At 71.8% G+C, this 16,706-nt stretch carries 15 protein-coding genes; 7 read left to right on the top strand and 8 right to left on the bottom strand.

The window, feature by feature from the left end; all coding sequences use genetic code 11:
• The first annotated feature begins 228 nt into the window (after positions 1–228).
• From PUR26_RS26070 to PUR26_RS26090, 5 genes are all read left to right on the top strand, one after another.
• On the top strand, positions 229–921 hold the full coding sequence (locus PUR26_RS26070; protein WP_329875626.1) for a response regulator transcription factor: 693 nt from the start codon (positions 229–231) through the stop codon (positions 919–921).
• Positions 922–1,273: 352 nt separating this feature from the next.
• A complete protein-coding gene (gene galT, locus PUR26_RS26075; RefSeq protein WP_329875888.1) occupies positions 1,274–2,317 on the top strand; it encodes a galactose-1-phosphate uridylyltransferase in 1,044 nt (347 codons plus the stop codon).
• Complete coding sequence (galE, locus tag PUR26_RS26080) at positions 2,314–3,342, top strand: UDP-glucose 4-epimerase GalE (protein WP_329875628.1); 1,029 nt, start codon at positions 2,314–2,316, stop codon at positions 3,340–3,342. Before galT ends, galE begins: the two co-directional genes overlap by 4 nt.
• Positions 3,339–4,481: a galactokinase gene (gene galK / locus PUR26_RS26085; protein WP_329875630.1), complete on the top strand. Its 1,143-nt coding sequence runs from the start codon at positions 3,339–3,341 to the stop codon at positions 4,479–4,481. The genes galE and galK overlap by 4 nt, the downstream gene beginning before the upstream one ends.
• Positions 4,482–4,774: 293 nt before the next feature.
• Positions 4,775–5,539, top strand: coding sequence for a response regulator transcription factor (locus tag PUR26_RS26090; protein ID WP_329875890.1), 765 nt, complete (start codon positions 4,775–4,777; stop codon positions 5,537–5,539).
• On the opposite strand, the gene tamR is transcribed toward PUR26_RS26090, so the two are convergent.
• A complete protein-coding gene (gene tamR, locus PUR26_RS26095; protein WP_329875632.1) occupies positions 5,498–5,995 on the bottom strand; it encodes a MarR family transcriptional regulator TamR in 498 nt (165 codons plus the stop codon). The genes PUR26_RS26090 and tamR overlap by 42 nt on opposite strands.
• Positions 5,996–6,126: 131 nt before the next feature.
• Here tamR and PUR26_RS26100 point away from each other — a divergent pair, with 131 nt between their 5' ends.
• On the top strand, positions 6,127–6,957 hold the full coding sequence (locus PUR26_RS26100) for a trans-aconitate 2-methyltransferase (protein ID WP_329875892.1): 831 nt from the start codon (positions 6,127–6,129) through the stop codon (positions 6,955–6,957).
• Positions 6,958–7,158: 201 nt separating this feature from the next.
• Here the strand turns inward: PUR26_RS26100 and PUR26_RS26105 are convergent, their stop codons facing one another.
• Together PUR26_RS26105 and PUR26_RS26110 are read right to left on the bottom strand one after the other, a co-directional pair.
• Positions 7,159–7,833, bottom strand: a complete 675-nt coding sequence (locus PUR26_RS26105; protein ID WP_329875634.1) for a TetR/AcrR family transcriptional regulator — start codon at positions 7,831–7,833, stop codon at positions 7,159–7,161.
• Positions 7,830–8,795 carry an acyl-CoA desaturase gene (locus tag PUR26_RS26110; RefSeq protein ID WP_329875636.1) on the bottom strand — a complete coding sequence of 322 codons (966 nt, stop codon included), beginning with the start codon at positions 8,793–8,795 and terminating at the stop codon, positions 7,830–7,832. The genes PUR26_RS26105 and PUR26_RS26110 overlap by 4 nt, the downstream gene beginning before the upstream one ends.
• 216 nt (positions 8,796–9,011) lie before the next feature.
• On the opposite strand from PUR26_RS26110, the gene ppc reads away from it, so the two are divergent.
• Positions 9,012–11,741, top strand: coding sequence for a phosphoenolpyruvate carboxylase (gene ppc, locus PUR26_RS26115; RefSeq protein ID WP_329875638.1), 2,730 nt, complete (start codon positions 9,012–9,014; stop codon positions 11,739–11,741).
• A gap of 141 nt (positions 11,742–11,882) precedes the next feature.
• Here ppc and PUR26_RS26120 read toward each other — a convergent pair whose 3' ends face one another.
• The 5 genes from PUR26_RS26120 to glmU form a co-directional block, all read right to left on the bottom strand.
• The gene (locus tag PUR26_RS26120; RefSeq protein ID WP_329875640.1) at positions 11,883–12,347 is read right to left on the bottom strand and encodes a hypothetical protein; all 465 of its coding nucleotides are present in this window, start codon (positions 12,345–12,347) and stop codon (positions 11,883–11,885) included.
• A 73-nt stretch (positions 12,348–12,420) separates the two neighbouring features.
• Positions 12,421–13,017: an aminoacyl-tRNA hydrolase gene (gene pth, locus PUR26_RS26125; RefSeq protein WP_329875894.1), complete on the bottom strand. Its 597-nt coding sequence runs from the start codon at positions 13,015–13,017 to the stop codon at positions 12,421–12,423.
• A gap of 182 nt (positions 13,018–13,199) precedes the next feature.
• Positions 13,200–13,790, bottom strand: a complete 591-nt coding sequence (locus PUR26_RS26130) for a 50S ribosomal protein L25/general stress protein Ctc (RefSeq protein WP_329875642.1) — start codon at positions 13,788–13,790, stop codon at positions 13,200–13,202.
• Between the two features lie 268 nt (positions 13,791–14,058).
• Positions 14,059–15,036: a ribose-phosphate diphosphokinase gene (locus tag PUR26_RS26135; RefSeq protein ID WP_329875644.1), complete on the bottom strand. Its 978-nt coding sequence runs from the start codon at positions 15,034–15,036 to the stop codon at positions 14,059–14,061.
• Between the two features lie 109 nt (positions 15,037–15,145).
• Positions 15,146–16,597: a bifunctional UDP-N-acetylglucosamine diphosphorylase/glucosamine-1-phosphate N-acetyltransferase GlmU gene (gene glmU, locus PUR26_RS26140; RefSeq protein WP_329875646.1), complete on the bottom strand. Its 1,452-nt coding sequence runs from the start codon at positions 16,595–16,597 to the stop codon at positions 15,146–15,148.
• Between the last annotated feature and the right edge of the window lie 109 nt (positions 16,598–16,706).

Below are 16,706 nucleotides of genomic sequence, written 5' to 3' on the forward strand. Positions count from 1 at the left end.
CGCACGGAAATCCGCTCAGCGGCCCGGCACGTCGGACGTCCGACGTGCCGGGCCGTCAGCATGAGAGGCGTCAAGTAGCCCTGTTTGACGAAGAATTCGACATTCTGGGGGGCTTCTGACAAGTAAGGGGCGCACGACGTCGAACAAGCGTGTAGCTTGCCGGGGCAATAGGGCTGGGCGCACTGGCTGGGGGCGGGGGGCCGACTCCAGGGGGATGGGGGTTGCTCGATGGGCGTGCGGCTCATGGTGGTCGACGATCACCGACTGCTCGCCGAGGCGCTCGCCTCGGCTCTGAAGCTGCGCGGGCACCGGGTGCTCGCGGCGGCCGCGCCCACGGCGGGCTCGGCCGAACTGGTGGTGAGCAGAGCGCCCGAGGTGTGTCTTCTGGGTACGGCGTCGCCGGCCGAACCGGGCGTCTTCGAGCCGATCGTGCGGATCAAGCGGGACCGCCCCCAGGTCGCGGTGGTGGTGCTGGGGCCGGTGCCCAGCCCGCGCGGGATCGCCGCGGCCTTCGCGGCCGGAGCCTCCGGTTACGTACGCCACGACGAGCGCATCGAAGGCGTCGAGCGCGCCATGGTCAAGGCCAGGGCGGGCGAGGCGGCGGTGGCGCCGCAACTGCTCCAGGGGGCCTTCGCCGAGCTGCTGAACCCGGCCGCGCAGCCCGACGACGAGGGTCAGCGGCTGCTGCGGATCCTCACGCCGCGCGAGGTGGAGGTGCTGGTCCGGGTCGCCGAGGGCGAGGACACACGGCTGATCGCGGCCGGCATGGGCATCGCGCCCAGCACCGCCCGGACCCATGTGCAGCGGGTGCTGATGAAGCTCGGCGTCGGGTCGCGGCTGGAGGCGGCGGCGCTGGCCGCCCGGACCGGCCTGCTGGACCGCGCCGCGGTCGGGGCGCCGAAGGGGCAGGAAGCCGGGTGATCCCCCGGCCCGCCCCGGCCGCTTGGCCCGGGGTCCGACCCCCGCCGCTTCCGGCCCCCGCCGCTTCCGGCGCCGGGGGCGGAGGGGGCGGGGGAGGGGCGGGACGCCCGCCCGGGTGTACGCCCGCCGGTGTGGCACCCGCCCGGGTGTACGCCCGCCGGTGTGACGCCCGCCCGGATCGACGAAGCGCCGACGGCCCACGGGCCGTCGGCGCTTCGTCGTGCCTGGGGCCACCGGGCCGGGGGCGCCGGTTCACCCGCGCGGAGCGTTGACGACTCCTGTTGGATTGTGATTTCTTGTGTGAGGTTATGTTGGGTGTATGGGGCAGTGGATGCCGATGGAGGGTCCCGGAGTGAAGAAGACGTCGACCCGGCTCGCCGACGGGCGTGAGCTGGTCTACTACGACTCCCGGGACGACGCCGTGCGCGACGCCGTCGACCAGCGGCCGCTCGACCCGGTCGCCACCGCCTCCGAGGTCCGCCACGACGAGCTGCTCGGCGACCACGTCGCCATCGCCTCGCACCGCCAGGCCCGCACCTACCACCCGCCGGCCGACGAGTGCCCGCTGTGCCCGTCCCGGGACGGGCGGCACAGCGAGATCCCGGACAGCGACTACGACGTGGCGGTCTTCGAGAACCGCTTCCCCTCGCTCGCCGGCGACTCCGGCCGCTGCGAGGTCGTCTGCTTCACCTCCGACCACGACGCCTCGTTCGCCGATCTCACCGAGGAGCAGGCCGCCCTCGTCCTGGAGGCGTGGACCGACCGCACCGCCGAGCTCGCCGAACTGCCCGGCGTGGAGCAGGTGTTCTGTTTCGAGAACCGGGGCGCGGAGATCGGGGTGACCCTCGGCCATCCGCACGGGCAGATCTACGGCTACCCCTTCACCACCCCCCGCACCGCGCTGATGCAGCGCACGGCCGCGGACCACCACGAGAAGACCGGCCGCAACCTCTTCGACGACCTCGTGGAGCGGGAGCGCGCGGCGGGCACCAGGGTCGTGCTGGAGACCGACCACTGGGTGGCCTTCGTGCCGTACGCCGCGCACTGGCCGTACGAGGTCCACCTGTACCCCACGCGCCGGGTGCCCGACCTGCGGGCGCTGGAGGACCCGGCGCGCACAGAGTTCCCACAGGTCTACCTGGAACTGTTGAGGCGGTTCGACCGGATCTTCGGCGAGGGCGAGCCGCCCACGCCGTACATCGCCGCCTGGCACCAGGCGCCGTTCGGCGACGCGCGCCGCGAGGAGTTCGCGTTGCATCTCGAGCTTTTCACCATCCGCCGTACCTCCGGCAAGCTGAAGTTCCTGGCGGGCTCGGAATCCGGCATGAGCGTGTTCATCAATGACGTACCGCCGGAGGCCGCGGCCAGGCGACTGCGAGAGGTAGCGAGCGCATGAAGGCTGCATCCGTCCGGGGGGCCACCCCCGGACCTGCGAAGTACATGGTGACGGGCGGGGCCGGTTACGTCGGCGGTGTGGTCGCCGCGCATCTGCTGGCGGCCGGCCACACGGTGACCGTGCTGGACGACCTGTCCACCGGTTTCCGCGCCGGCGTCCCGGCGGGCGCGGAGTTCGTCGAGGGCCGGGTGCAGGACGCCGCGCGACACCTCGACGGCTCGTACGACGGCGTGCTGCACTTCGCCGCGTTCTCCCAGGTCGGCGAGTCCGTCACGGACCCCGAGAAGTACTGGTCGAACAACGTCGGCGGCACGATGGCGCTGCTCGCCGCGATGCGGGACGCGGGCGTGCGCAGGCTGGTCTTCTCGTCCACCGCGGCGACGTACGGGGAGCCGGTCTCCACCCCGATCACCGAGACCGACCCCACCGCCCCCACCAGTCCCTACGGTGCCTCGAAGCTCGCCGTCGACCACATGATCACCGGCGAGGCGGCCGCGCACGGACTGGCCGCCGTCTCCCTGCGGTACTTCAACGTCGCGGGCGCCCACGGCGACTGCGGCGAGCGCCACGACCCGGAGTCGCACCTCATCCCCCTGGTGCTCCAGGTCGCGCTCGGCCTGCGGGAGTCGATCTCGGTGTACGGCGACGACTACCCGACGCCGGACGGCACCTGCGTACGCGACTACATCCATGTCGCCGACCTCGCCGAGGCGCACCTGCTCGCCATGGCCGCGATGTCCACCGGGGCGGTCCCCGCGGGCGAGCATCTGATCTGCAACCTCGGCAACGGCAACGGCTTCTCGGTCCGCGAGGTCGTCGAGACCGTCCGCGAGGTGACCGGCCACCCCGTCCCCGAGGTCGTCGCCGCCCGTCGCGCCGGCGACCCGGCCGTGCTGGTCGCCTCGGCGGCCACCGCGCGCGAGCGGCTCGGCTGGCAGCCGTCCCGGGCGGACCTGGCCGGCATCGTCGCCGACGCGTGGAAGTTCGCGCAGGAGCGCCACGGCGAGCGGGGGGCGGGCGCGTGAGCGTCGCGGACGGGTTCCGGGAGCTGTACGGGGCGGCGCCCGAAGGTGTCTGGGCCGCCCCCGGGCGGGTCAACCTGATCGGTGAGTACACCGACTTCAACGACGGCTTCGTGATGCCGCTGGCGCTCCCGCACACCGCCGTGGCCGCCGTCTCCCGGCGTGACGACGGCCGGCTGCGCGTGCACTCGGCCGACGTGGACCAGGGGGTCGTGCAGCTGGACGTCGACGCGCTGCGCCCGCTGTCCGACACCGGCTGGGCCGCCTACCCCGCGGGCGTGGTGTGGGCGCTGCGCGAGGCCGGTCACGCCGTCACCGGTGCGGACATCCATCTCTCCTCGACGGTGCCCACGGGCGCCGGGCTCTCCTCGTCGGCCGCTCTCGAGGTGGTCACGGCGCTGGCCCTGAACGACCTGTACGCGCTCGGGCTGAGCGGCCGCGAGCTGGCGGTCCTCGCCCAGCGCGCCGAGAACGCCTTCGTGGGCGTCCCCTGCGGCGTGATGGACCAGATGGCGTCGGCCTGCTGCGCCGACGGCAACGCCCTGTACCTCGACACCCGTGACCTGTCGCTGCGTCAGGTGCCCTTCGACCTCGCCGCGCGCGGACTTCGGCTGCTCGTCGTCGACACCCGCGTCAAGCACGCCCTGGGCGACGGCGCGTACGCCGAGCGGCGCGCCGGGTGCGAAGCCGGTGCGCGGGCGCTCGGCGTGCGCACGCTGCGCGAGGTCGAGTACGCGCAGCTGTCCGAGGCACTCGGCCGTCTGAGCGATGAGACGGTTCGCTCGTACGTCCGGCACGTGGTGACGGACAACCACCGGGTCGAGCGGACCATAGCCCTGCTGGACGCCGGAGACGTCCGGGCGGTGGGCGCCGTCCTCACCGAGGGCCACGCCTCGCTCCGGGACGATCTGCGGGTCTCGTGCCCCGAGCTGGACCTGGTGGTCCGTGCCGCGAACGACGCCGGGGCGCTGGGCGCCCGGATGACGGGCGGCGGCTTCGGGGGCTCCGCGATCGTGCTCACCGAGGCGGCCGAGGCCGACACCGTCACCAAGGCCGTCGAGGCCGCGTTCGCGGAGGCCGGTCACATGGCGCCCCGGGTCTTCCCGGCCGTGCCCTCGGCGGGTGCCCGGCGCCTGTACTGACCCGAACCGGGCGGAAGTCAGTCGACTTCCGCTGCGTTACGGCACAACCGGCACACCATGAACACCCCGGCCGGTCAGTTCTGCAAATCACCTTCCGCTCCGTCCGGCCGCCCGTACTCTGATGCACAGCGCCGGTGGGGGCCGGTGCTGATCAGGGGGCGAGACAGCCGGGTACGACGCCCGGGGCGGGGGTAGCAGTCACTGCACGGCGGCGGCCGTGCGGCCACTGTGCCTCTCCCTCTCCGGGCGCCGTACCCGCGGCTGGTCCGCTTCCTCGACGCATGGGGGTGTCAGTGGTCCGTATCCGGGTTCTGGTGGTGGACGATCACCGCATCTTCGCCGAGTCGCTGGCAGCCGCCCTGGCCGCCGAGCCCGACGTCGATGTCACGGCGGCCGGCAGCGGCCCCGCCGCGCTGCGCTGCCTCGATCGGGCGGCCGCCGAGGGCCGCAGGTTCGATGTGCTGCTGGTCGACGCCGACCTGGGGGCCGCGGCCGCCGGGACGGTGGCCCGGGTGGTCCCCGACAACGGCGCGGACGGCATCGTGGACGGCATCTCGCTGGTGGGCGGGGTCCGTTCCGGCCAGCCCTCCGTGCGCACGGTCGTGCTCGCGGAGAAGGACGACCCCCGCCGGGCGGCGCTGGCGCTCCAGGCCGGCGCATCGGGCTGGGTGGCCAAGGACTGTTCGCTCCAGCGGCTCCTCGCGGTGATACGGGGCGTGCTGCGCGACGAGACGCATCTGCCGCCCGCGCTGCTCACGGGCGTGCTGCGGGAGCTCACGGCCGCGCGCAAGCACCGCACCGAGAGCGAGCGGCTCGTGGAGTCGCTGACCCCGCGCGAGCGGGAGGTGCTGCGCTGCATGGTGGCCGGCCTGGGCCGCAAGGCGGTCGCCGAGCGGCTGTTCCTGTCCCCGCACACCGTCCGTACGCACATGCAGAACGTGCTGGGCAAGCTCGGGGTGCACTCCACGCTGGCCGCCGTCGCGCTGGCGCGCAGGGCGGGCGTGGGGCCGGCGGAACTAGCCGGGGATGTTGTCGAACGGGGCGGTCAGCTGGCGTAGCAGCGCGGCCAGTTCGGCGCGCTGGGCCCGGGACAGCTCGGCCAGGATGGCGCGTTCCTGGTCGAGCAGACCGGCCAGGGCCTGGTCGGCCCGGTCACGGCCCTCCGGGGTGAGGCGCACCAGCACCCCCCGCCGGTCGCTGGGGTCGGGCAGCCGCTCGACCAGGCCCTTCTTGGCGAGCCGGTCGATGCGATTGGTCATGGTCCCCGAGGTGACCAGGGTCTGGGTGAGCAGCTGCCCCGGCGAGAGCTGATAGGGGGCACCGGCCCGGCGCAGCGACGTGAGGACGTCGAACTCCCAGGGCTCGAGACTGTGCTCGGCGAACGCGAGCCGGCGCGCGCGGTCGAGATGGCGTGCGAGTCGGGAGACCCGGCTGAGCACCTCCAGCGGTTCCACGTCGAGGTCGGGGCGCTCGCGACGCCATGCTGCGACCAGTCGATCGACCTCGTCCTCCATGTCGATCAGTGTAGGGGATCTGTCGACATGAAGTCTCTTGATGTCAAGATATATTCTGCTGGACCTCTGGGCAGAACCGGGCCGGGACTCTGTTCCGCTTCGGTACGCCGTTCCAGCAAGGGGGCTTCATGATGCATTCCGCACCGATCTGGGATCCACAGCAGTACCTGCGCCACTCCACTCATCGCACCCGGCCGTTCCTGGACCTGCTCACCCGGATACCCGACCTTCCGGCGGCCGCGACGGGCCGGCCCGCCCGCATCGCGGACATCGGCTGCGGGCCCGGCAACGTCACGGCGCTCCTGGCCGATCGCTGGCCCGACGCCCGCATCACCGGCTTCGACCTCTCGCCCGAGATGCTCGAACAGGCCGGCAAGTACTACTCCGGCACCACCCCCGGCGGCGGCTGGCTCGATTTCCGCCCCGCCGACGCCGCGCACTGGACGCCGGAGGAGCCGTACGACCTGATCGTCTCCAACGCGGCGCTCCAGTGGGTTCCCAACCACCCCGAGTCGTTCCCCGTCTGGCTCGACGGGCTCGCGCCCGGCGGAGTCCTGGCCTTCCAGGTCCCCGGCAACTTCACCTCGCCCAGCCACGCCCTCCTCGGCGAACTCTGCGACACCCCGCAGTGGCGCTCCCGGCTCGGCGATCACGGCCGCCGGTTCCACCACGTCCTCGACCCGGCCGACTACCTCGGCCGGCTCACCGACCTGGGCTGTGCCGGGGTGGACGTCTGGGAGACGGTCTACTCGCAGCTCCTCCAAGGGCCCGACCCGGTCCTGGACTGGGTGAAGGGCACCGCGCTGCGTCCGGTGCTCACCGCCCTCGACGACGACCACGAGGCCGCCGCCGAGTTCATGGGCCAGTACCGCGACCTGCTGCGCGAGGCGTATCCGCCGGGCCCGCACGGCACGGTCTTCCCGTTCCGCCGGATCTTCGCCGTGGCGCGGAAGGGGGAGTGATGCCGGCAGCGATCCACCGGGACACATCGCCGGCGGCACCGGCCCCCACCGCGCCGGCGGAGACGACGCGGTGAGCCCGTCCTTGCAGGACGACTTACGAAGACCGGGGCGTCGAAGGGGTGCGGCGTCCCGGTCGGTCGTCCGGGGCCGGGCGCGGGCCGCGGTGCGGCACGCCCGCGCGGGGGGCACCGGCCCCGGCGCTCAGCTCTTGCGGTGGCCTATCAGCCGCGGCTTGGGCTCCAGGCCGTCCAGGCCGTGCCAGGCCAGGTTCACCAGGTGTGCCGCGACCTCGGCCTTCTTCGGCTTGCGGGCGTCCAGCCACCACTGGCCGGTCAGCGCCACCATGCCCACCAGCGCCTGCGCGTACAGCGGGGCCAGCTTCGGGTCGAAGCCGCGCGCCTTGAACTCCAGGCCCAGGATGTCCTCGACCTGGGTGGCGATGTCGGAGATCAGCGAGGCGAACGTACCCGTCGACTGCGCCACCGGCGAGTCCCGGACCAGGATCCGGAAGCCGTCCGTGTACGACTCGATGTAGTCGAGCAGCGCGAAGGCGGCCTGCTCCAGCAGCTCGCGCGGATGGCCCGCGGTCAGGGCCCCGGTGACCATGTCGAGGAGCTCGCGCATCTCACGGTCCACCACGACCGCGTAGAGCCCCTCCTTGCCGCCGAAGTGCTCGTACACCACCGGCTTGGAGACCCCGGCCTTCGCCGCGATCTCCTCCACCGACGTGCCTTCGAAACCCCGCTCGGCGAAGAGCGCGCGACCGATGTCGAGCAGCTGCTGGCGGCGCTCGGCGCCCGTCATCCGGACCCTGCGCCCGCGCCTGGGTTTGTCGTTGCTGGGATTGCCGCCGTCGATCGCCACGTCGTCCATCATGCCGCGTTCGCGGGCTCGTCCTGGCGTCGGGCTTCGATCCGGGACGCGGTGGGCCAGCGCACGTCGTACGCCCAGCCCAGCTTCTCGAACCAGCGGATCAGCCGGGCGCTGGAGTCGATCTGCCCCCGCATCACGCCGTGACGTGCGCACGTCGGATCGGCGTGGTGGAGGTTGTGCCACGACTCGCCGCACGACAGGACCGCCAGCCACCACACGTTCCCCGACCGGTCGCGCGACTTGAAGGGGCGCTTGCCGACCGCGTGGCAGATCGAGTTGATCGACCAGGTGACGTGGTGGAGCAGCGAGACCCGCACCAGCGAGCCCCAGAAGAACGCCGTGAACGCGCCCCACCACGACATCGTCACCAGGCCGCCCACCAGCGGCGGGATCGCCAGCGACAGCACCGTCCAGCCGAGGAACTGCCGGGAGATCCGGCGGATCGCCGGGTCCTTGATCAGGTCCGGTGCGTACTTGGCCTGCGGCGTCCGCTCCTCGTCGAGCATCCATCCGATGTGCGCCCACCAGAGGCCCTTCATCAGGGCCGGCACCGTCTCGCCGAACCGCCACGGCGAATGCGGGTCGCCCTCGGCGTCCGAGAACTTGTGGTGCTTGCGATGGTCGGCCACCCAGCGCACCAGCGGCCCCTCCACCGCCAGCGACCCCATCACGGCCAGCGCGATCCGCAGCGGCCGCTTGGCCTTGAACGCGCCATGGGTGAAATAGCGGTGGAAACCGATCGTGATGCCGTGGCAGCCGATGTAGTACATCGCCACCATCAGCCCCAGATCGAGCCAGCTGACGCCCCAGCCCCACGCCAGCGGCACCGCCGCCAGCAGGGCGAGGAAGGGCACCGCGATGAAGAGCAGCAGCGTGATCTGTTCGAGCGACCGCTTCCGGTCACCGCCCAGCGTGGCGGGCGGCAGGTCCGGGGCGGTTTCGAGCATGTCGGGGCTCGTGGTCATGGGCGTCCCCTGGGGGGTGAGGGATACGGATGGAACGACAAGGCTACGGTTCCGTAACCTACGGCGACGTAAGTATGGCACCGCCGTGGCGCGCGGCAAGAGGGCTGGGGAGACCGTCACGCGAACGGACACCTATCCTGGTGTCGTCGGACAGCGCGGTCCGCAAGCTTTCAGTACCCCTCCAGACGTGCTCGAACACTGCAAGGAGCCGCACCTGTGAGCAGTGCCGACCAGACTTACTCCGCCAGCGCCGACCTGCGCTCCGACATCCGCCGACTCGGCGACCTGCTGGGCGAGACACTCGTCCGGCAGGAAGGGCCCGAGCTCCTGGAGCTCGTCGAGAAGGTCCGCCACCTGACCCGCGAGGACGGCGAAGCCGCCGCCGCGCTGCTCGGGGACACGGACCTGGAGACCGCCGCCCGGCTGGTGCGGGCGTTCTCGACGTACTTCCACCTCGCCAACGTCACCGAGCAGGTCCACCGCGGCCGCGAGATGCGCGAGAAGCGCGCCGCCGAGGGCGGCCTGCTCGCCCTCACCGCCGACATGCTCAAGGACGGCGACCCCGACCACGTACGCGAGACGGTCAAGAACCTCAACGTACGGCCCGTCTTCACCGCCCACCCCACCGAGGCCGCGCGGCGGTCCGTCCTGAACAAGCTGCGGCGCATCGCCGAGCTGCTCGACGCACCGGTCACCGCCGCCGACCGGCGCCGCCACGACCTGCGCCTGGCCGAGAACATCGACCTCATCTGGCAGACCGACGAGCTGCGCGTGGTGCGGCCCGAGCCCGCCGACGAGGCGCGCAACGCCATCTACTACCTCGACGAGCTGCACGCCGGCGCCGTCGGCGACGTCCTGGAGGACCTCGCGGCGGAGCTGGAGCGGGTCGGCGTCGAGCTGCCCCCCGGCACCAGGCCGCTGACCTTCGGCACCTGGATCGGCGGTGACCGCGACGGCAACCCCAACGTCACCCCCGCCGTGACCTGGGACGTCCTGATCCTCCAGCACGAGCACGGCATCACCGACGCCATCGAGCTGATCGACTACCTGCGCGGACTGCTCTCCAACTCGATCCGCTACGCGGGCGCCACCGACGAGCTGCTCGCCTCCCTCCAGACCGATCTGGAGCGGCTCCCCGAGATCAGCCCCCGCTACAAGCGGCTCAACGCCGAGGAGCCCTACCGGCTCAAGGCCACCTGCATCCGCCAGAAGCTGGTCAACACGCGCGAGCGCCTGGCCGCCGGCACCTCCCACCAGGAGGGCCGCGACTACCTGGGCACCGCCGAGCTGATCCAGGACCTGACGCTGATCCAGACCTCGCTGCGCCGGCACCGCGGCGCGCTCTTCGCCGACGGCCGCATGGACCGCGTCATCCGCACCCTGTCCGCGTTCGGCCTCCAGCTCGCCACGATGGACGTGCGCGAGCACGCCGACGCCCACCACCACGCGCTCGGCCAGCTCTTCGACCGGCTCGGCGAGGAGTCCTGGCGCTACGCGGACATGCCCCGCGACTACCGGCAGAAGCTCCTCGCCAAGGAGCTGCGCTCCCGCCGCCCGCTGGCCCCCACCCCCGCCCCGCTCGACGCGGCGGGCCAGAAGACCCTCGGCGTCTTCCACACGGTGAAGGAGGCCTTCGAGCGGTTCGGTCCCGAGGTCATCGAGTCCTACATCATCTCGATGTGCCAGGGCGCCGACGACGTCTTCGCCGCGGCCGTCCTCGCCCGCGAGGCCGGACTGATCGACCTGCACGCCGGCTGGGCCAAGATCGGCATCGTGCCGCTCCTGGAGACCACCGACGAGCTCAAGGCCGCCGACGTCATCCTCGACGGCATGCTGGCCGACCCGTCCTACCGTCGCCTGGTGGCCCTGCGCGGGGACGTCCAGGAGGTCATGCTGGGCTACTCCGACTCCTCCAAGTTCGGCGGCATCACCACCTCGCAGTGGGAGATCCACCGGGCCCAGCGCAGGCTCCGGGACGTCGCGCACCGCTACGGCGTGCGCCTGCGCCTCTTCCACGGCCGCGGCGGCACCGTCGGCCGCGGCGGCGGCCCCTCGCACGACGCGATCCTCGCGCAGCCCTGGGGCACCCTGGAGGGCGAGATCAAGGTGACCGAGCAGGGCGAGGTCATCTCCGACAAGTACCTCATCCCGTCGCTGGCCCGCGAGAACCTGGAACTGACCGTCGCCGCGACGCTCCAGGCCTCCGCCCTGCACACCGCGCCCCGCCAGTCCGACGAGGCCCTGGCCCGCTGGGACGCCGCGATGGACACCGTCTCGGACGCGGCCCACGACGCCTACCGCAGGCTCGTCGAGGACCCGGACCTGCCGTCGTACTTCTTCGCCTCCACCCCCGTCGACCAGCTCGCCGAGCTGCACCTGGGCTCGCGGCCCTCGCGCCGCCCCGACTCCGGAGCCGGTCTCGACGGCCTGCGGGCCATCCCGTGGGTGTTCGGCTGGACGCAGTCGCGGCAGATCGTGCCCGGCTGGTTCGGTGTCGGCTCCGGTCTCAAGGCGCTGCGCGAGGCCGGTCTGGACCCCGTGCTGGACGAGATGTACGACCAGTGGCACTTCTTCCGCAACTTCATCTCCAACGTCGAGATGACCCTCGCGAAGACGGACCTGCGGATCGCCCGCCACTACGTCGACACCCTCGTCCCCGAGAACCTCAAGCACGTCTTCGACGACATCGAGGCGGAGCACGCCCTCACCGTCGCCGAGGTGCTGCGGGTGACCGGCGGCAAGGAGCTGCTCGGGTCCAACCCGGTGCTGCAGCAGACCTTCGCCATCCGCGACGCCTACCTGGACCCGATCTCCTACCTCCAGGTGTCACTGCTCGCCCGCCAGCGGGCGGCCGCCGAGCGCGGCGAGGAGCCCGACCCGCTGCTCGCGCGGGCGCTGCTGCTCACCGTGAACGGTGTCGCGGCCGGCCTGCGCAACACCGGCTGACGCAGACGTGACGGAGGGGGCGGTGCCCGCACAGGCACCGCCCCCTCCGCCGTGTCCGGCGCGCCGCGCCCGGGTCCCGTTCCTCCGGATCCGGGCGCCCGGAGCCGTTCGTCCGGGTCCGCACCAGAGGCCCCGGCCGGCTCAGAGCGCGAAGAACGTCCCCACCAGCAGCGCGCCGCCCGCCCCCGCCACCAGCCAGGCCAACCGCGGCAGCCGCAGACCGCCGCCGATGACCAGGGCCGCCAGCAGCAGCGCGCCGCCCAGCGGCAGCCAGGCGTGCAGGCCGCCCGGCCAGCCCGTGCGGACCAGCTCACTGGTGTCGGGCTTCACCACGACCGGGAAGCTCGCGCCCTTCTCGGCGGCCACGGAGTGCGGGATGGACATGTCCGTACGGGGCCCCGCCGGGCCCTGCGGGTCGTAGCGGCCCGTACAGGTGTCCGCGGAACAACCGGTGACGGTCAGAGTGCCGTGCTCGCGGCCCTTGGAGAGCAGTATGTGCTGGGCCGTGCCCCAGGACGCCCAGACGCCCGCGACGACCAGCAACGCGGCGACCAGGGCCATGGCGGCGTTGCGGGCAAGGGGGAGGGCCGAGGTCCGCTTCTTCATGGGGCGTGATCCTCGGTGATGCGACCGCCCGAGGTCAATCCCGGACCGGCCGGACCCGGCCGGTCGTCGCCGCTCAGGAGTTGTAGGCCGACTGGGCCCGCTCCAGGCCCTCGGTCACCAGGCACTCCACCGCGTCCGCCGCGCGGTCCACGAGGTAGTCCAGCTCCTTGCGCTCGGTCGACGAGAAGTCCTTCAGCACGAAGTCGGCGACCTGCATACGGCCGGGCGGGCGCCCGATCCCGAACCGGAGCCGGTGGTAGTCCGGCCCCATGGCCTTGGTCATCGACTTCAGGCCGTTGTGCCCGTTGTCGCCGCCGCCCAGCTTGAGGCGCAGCGTCGCGTAGTCGATGTCCAGCTCGTCGTGGATGGCCACGATGTTCGCCGTGGGCACCTTGTAGAAGTCCCGCAGCGCGGTGACCGGGCCGCCGGACAGGTTCATGTACGACATGGGCTTGGCGAGGACCACCCGGCGGTTCGCGGGTCCGGGCGGGCCGATACGGCCCTCGACGACCTGCGCCTGGGCCTTCTGGGCGCGCTTGAACCTGCCGCCCACGCGCTCCGCGAGGAGGTCGGCCACCATGAACCCCACGTTGTGCCGGTTCGCGGCGTACTCCGGGCCGGGGTTGCCCAGGCCCACGATGAGCCAGGGGGCGGTGGCGTCGGTCGTCATCTGCGTCACGTCTCCTCGCGCGCGTACAAGAGCGGTCGTACAGCAGCGGTCGTACAACGGCGGTCGGTACAAGAGCGGTCGGTACAAGAGCGGTCGTACGAGAGCTTCGTACCAGCGGTGTACGAACAGGGGAACGGGGTGGCGGGCCGAAGCCCGCCACCCCGTCAAGCGGAGCCCGTGGCTCAGGCCTCGGCGGCCTCGGCGCCTTCGGTGCCCTCGGCGGCCGGCTCCTCGGCCTGCGCGGCCAGGATCTGGATGACGACGGCCTCGGGGTCCGTCACCAGGGTCGTGCCGTTCGGCAGCGCGACGTCCTTGGCGTGGATCGAGTCACCGGCCTCCAGGCCCTCGATGGACACGGTCACGGAGGTCGGGATGTGGGTCGCCTCGGTCTCGACGGAGAGCGTGTTCAGCACGTTCTCGACCAGGAAGCTGCCCGGGGCCAGGTCACCCTCGGTCTCGACGACGATCTCGACGTTGACCTTCTCGCCGCGCTTCACGAGGAGCAGGTCGACGTGCTCCAGGAAGCCCTTCAGCGGGTCGCGCTGCACGGCCTTCGGGATCGCCAGCTCGGTGGTGCCGTCGATGTCCAGGGAGAGCAGGACGTTCGGCGTACGCAGGGCGAGCAGGAGCTCGTGGCCCGGCAGCGTGACGTGGACCGGCTCGGTGCCGTGGCCGTACAGGACACCGGGGACCTTGTTGGCGCGACGGATGCGGCGCGCGGCACCCTTGCCGAACTCGGTACGGGTCTCGGTGGCGAGCTTCACCTCGGACATGTGCACTCCTCGTAAGCAGAAGACGGAAATCGGTCGTGGTCACCCGGCCACGACTGGACTTGGCCTGCTACGAAGAGCGCGTCGATAACGGACCGCCGCACTGTGACGTGCGGCCTCCCTCGCCGAGCAACCCCACCACTCTACCCGCGGCCCGCCGTGCCACCCAATCGGATCACGGTCACGGTCGGGGCCACCGTCCTGTGCGCGGGTCCGGGTACGGCGAAGGGGCCGCCCCCGAAGGGACGGCCCCGCCGCTGTGCCGTGGTGATCAGCCCTGCTCCTCGAAGAGGCTCGTCACCGAACCGTCCTCGAAGACCTCGCGCACCGCACGCGCGATGGTCGGCGCGATGGACAGCACGGTGATCTTGTCGAGCTCCAGTTCACCCGGAGTGGGCAGCGTGTTCGTCAGGACGAACTCGCTGACCTTGGAGTTCTTCAGGCGGTCGGCGGCCGGGCCGGAGAGGATGCCGTGCGTCGCGGTGACGATGACGTCCTCGGCGCCGTGCGCGAAGAGCGCGTCCGCCGCGGCGCAGATCGTGCCACCGGTGTCGATCATGTCGTCCACCAGGACGCACACGCGGCCCTCGACCTCACCGACGACCTCGTGCACCGTCACCTGGTTGGCGACGTCCTTGTCCCGGCGCTTGTGCACGATGGCCAGCGGCGCGTCGAGCCGGTCGCACCAGCGGTCGGCGACCCGCACGCGGCCGGCGTCGGGGGAGACGACGGTCAGCTTGTTGCGGTCGACCTTCGCGCCCACGTAGTCCGCCAGCACCGGAAGCGCCGACAGGTGGTCCACCGGGCCGTCGAAGAAGCCCTGGATCTGGTCGGTGTGCAGGTCGACCGTGAGGATCCGGTCGGCGCCCGAGCACTTGAGCAGATCGGCGATCAGGCGGGCCGAGATCGGCTCGCGGCCGCGGTGCTTCTTGTCCTGCCGGGCGTACCCGTACGACGGGATGATCACGGTGATGCTCCGCGCGGAAGCGCGCTTCAGAGCGTCGATCATGATCAGCTGCTCCATGATCCACTTGTTGATGGGAGCCGTGTGGCTCTGCATCAGGAAGCAGTCGGCGCCGCGGGCGGACTCCTGGAAGCGGACGTAGATCTCACCGTTGGCGAAATCGAATGCCTTGGTCGGCACGAGACCGACACCCAGGCGGTGCGCGACCTCCTCGGCCAGCTCGGGGTGGGCGCGGCCGGAGAAGAGCATCAGCTTCTTCTCGCCGGTCGTCTTGATCCCGGTCACAGCACTGTCTCCTCAGACGTGTTCCCTGGCCGCGAGCCACTTCCGCGCGAACCAGCCGAATTTGTGTGCACGTATCACGGTACGCCGAGTTCGGCGTGCCTGTTTCCGGTCAGCCTTCGGCGTCGACCTCTCCGGCCGCCGCGGCGGCCGCCTGCGCGGCGGCGCTGCCGGGCCGCTTCCGGGCCACCCAGCCCTCGATATTCCGCTGCTGGCCCCGGGCCACAGCGAGGGAACCGGCGGGCACGTCCTTCGTGATGACCGAGCCGGCGGCGGTGTAGGCCCCGTCCCCGACCGTGACAGGAGCCACAAACATGTTGTCGGAACCGGTCTTGCAGTGCGACCCGATGGTGGTGTGGTGCTTGCTCTCGCCGTCGTAGTTCACGAAGACGCTCGCGGCGCCGATGTTCGTGTACTCGCCGATCGTCGCGTCGCCGACGTACGAGAGGTGCGGCACCTTGGTGCCCTCTCCGATCGAGGCGTTCTTCATCTCCACGTACGTACCCGCCTTGGCCTTCGTGCCCAGGCGGGTCCCGGGGCGCAGATAGGCGTACGGGCCGACCGAGGCGGCCTCGCCGACCGTCGCGCCGTCGGCCACGGTGTTGTCCACGCGCGCGCCCCTGCCGACCGTCGTGTCCTTCAGCCGGCTGTTCGGGCCGACCTCGGCGTCCTCCGCGATGTGCGTGACGCCCAGCAGCTGCGTGCCCGGGTGGATCACCGCGTCGCGCTCGAAGGTCACCGTCACGTCCACCAGTACCGTCGCCGGGTCGACGACCGTCACGCCGGCCGTCATGGCCCGCTCCAGCAGCCGCTCGTTGAGCAGCCGCCGCGCCTCGGCGAGCTGCACGCGGTTGTTGATGCCGAGGATCTCCCGGTGGTCCGGGGCCACCGAGGCGCCCACCCGGTGACCGGCCTCCCGCAGGATGCCGAGCACGTCGGTGAGGTACTCCTCGCCCTGGCTGTTGTCCGTGCGCACCTTGCCCAGCGCGTCGGCGAGCAGCCGGCCGTCGAACGCGAACACACCCGAGTTGATCTCGCGGATCGCCCGCTGCTCGTCGGTGGCGTCCTTGTGCTCGACGATCGCGGTGACGGCGCCGGTCGCGCCGTCGCGGACGATGCGCCCGTAACCGGTGGCGTCGGGCACCTCGGCGGTCAGCACGGTGACGGCGTTGCCGTCGGTGGTGTGGGTGGCGGCGAGGGCGCTCAGCGTCTCGCCGGAGAGCAGCGGCGTGTCGCCGCAGACGACGACCACCGTGCCGTCGAACGCCTCCGGGCCCAGCTCCTCCAGGCCCATGCGGACGGCGTGGCCGGTGCCGTTCTGCTCGTACTGCACGGCGGTGCGCGTGCCCGCGTAGTGCTCGTCGAGGTGTGCGGTGACCTGCTCGCGCGCGTGTCCGACGACGACACACAGGTGCGCGGGGTCCAGCTCGCGTGCTGCGGAGACGACGTGTCCGACGAGCGAGCGCCCGCAGATTTCGTGCAGGACCTTGGGGGTCTTCGACTTCATGCGGGTGCCCTCACCCGCTGCGAGGACGACGACGGCTGCCGGGCGGTTGGCGCTCACGGGAATGCCCTTCGGCTTCGGGTGGTGGACATCCGCAGGATACCGGGGGGTTTCGGGGAGGAAATAAGCGCGGGTCCCGACCGCTGAGGTCAGGACCCGTGAGCACGCG

The organism is Streptomyces sp. SP18CS02, from assembly GCF_036322365.1.
GTDB lineage: Bacteria > Actinomycetota > Actinomycetes > Streptomycetales > Streptomycetaceae > Streptomyces.

What these genes read in the sequence shown, in the direction of transcription:
- PUR26_RS26070 (WP_329875626.1), top strand. Translation starts at nt 229, where the DNA reads ATGGGCGTGCGGCTCATGGTGGTCGACGATCACCGACTGCTCGCCGAG.
- galE (WP_329875628.1), top strand. Translation starts at nt 2,314, where the DNA reads ATGAAGGCTGCATCCGTCCGGGGGGCCACCCCCGGACCTGCGAAGTAC.
- tamR (WP_329875632.1), bottom strand. Translation starts at nt 5,995, where the DNA reads ATGGAGGACGAGGTCGATCGACTGGTCGCAGCATGGCGTCGCGAGCGC.
- PUR26_RS26100 (WP_329875892.1), top strand. Translation starts at nt 6,127, where the DNA reads ATGCATTCCGCACCGATCTGGGATCCACAGCAGTACCTGCGCCACTCC.
- PUR26_RS26105 (WP_329875634.1), bottom strand. Translation starts at nt 7,833, where the DNA reads ATGATGGACGACGTGGCGATCGACGGCGGCAATCCCAGCAACGACAAA.
- PUR26_RS26110 (WP_329875636.1), bottom strand. Translation starts at nt 8,795, where the DNA reads ATGACCACGAGCCCCGACATGCTCGAAACCGCCCCGGACCTGCCGCCC.
- PUR26_RS26120 (WP_329875640.1), bottom strand. Translation starts at nt 12,347, where the DNA reads ATGAAGAAGCGGACCTCGGCCCTCCCCCTTGCCCGCAACGCCGCCATG.
- pth (WP_329875894.1), bottom strand. Translation starts at nt 13,017, where the DNA reads ATGACGACCGACGCCACCGCCCCCTGGCTCATCGTGGGCCTGGGCAAC.
- PUR26_RS26130 (WP_329875642.1), bottom strand. Translation starts at nt 13,790, where the DNA reads ATGTCCGAGGTGAAGCTCGCCACCGAGACCCGTACCGAGTTCGGCAAG.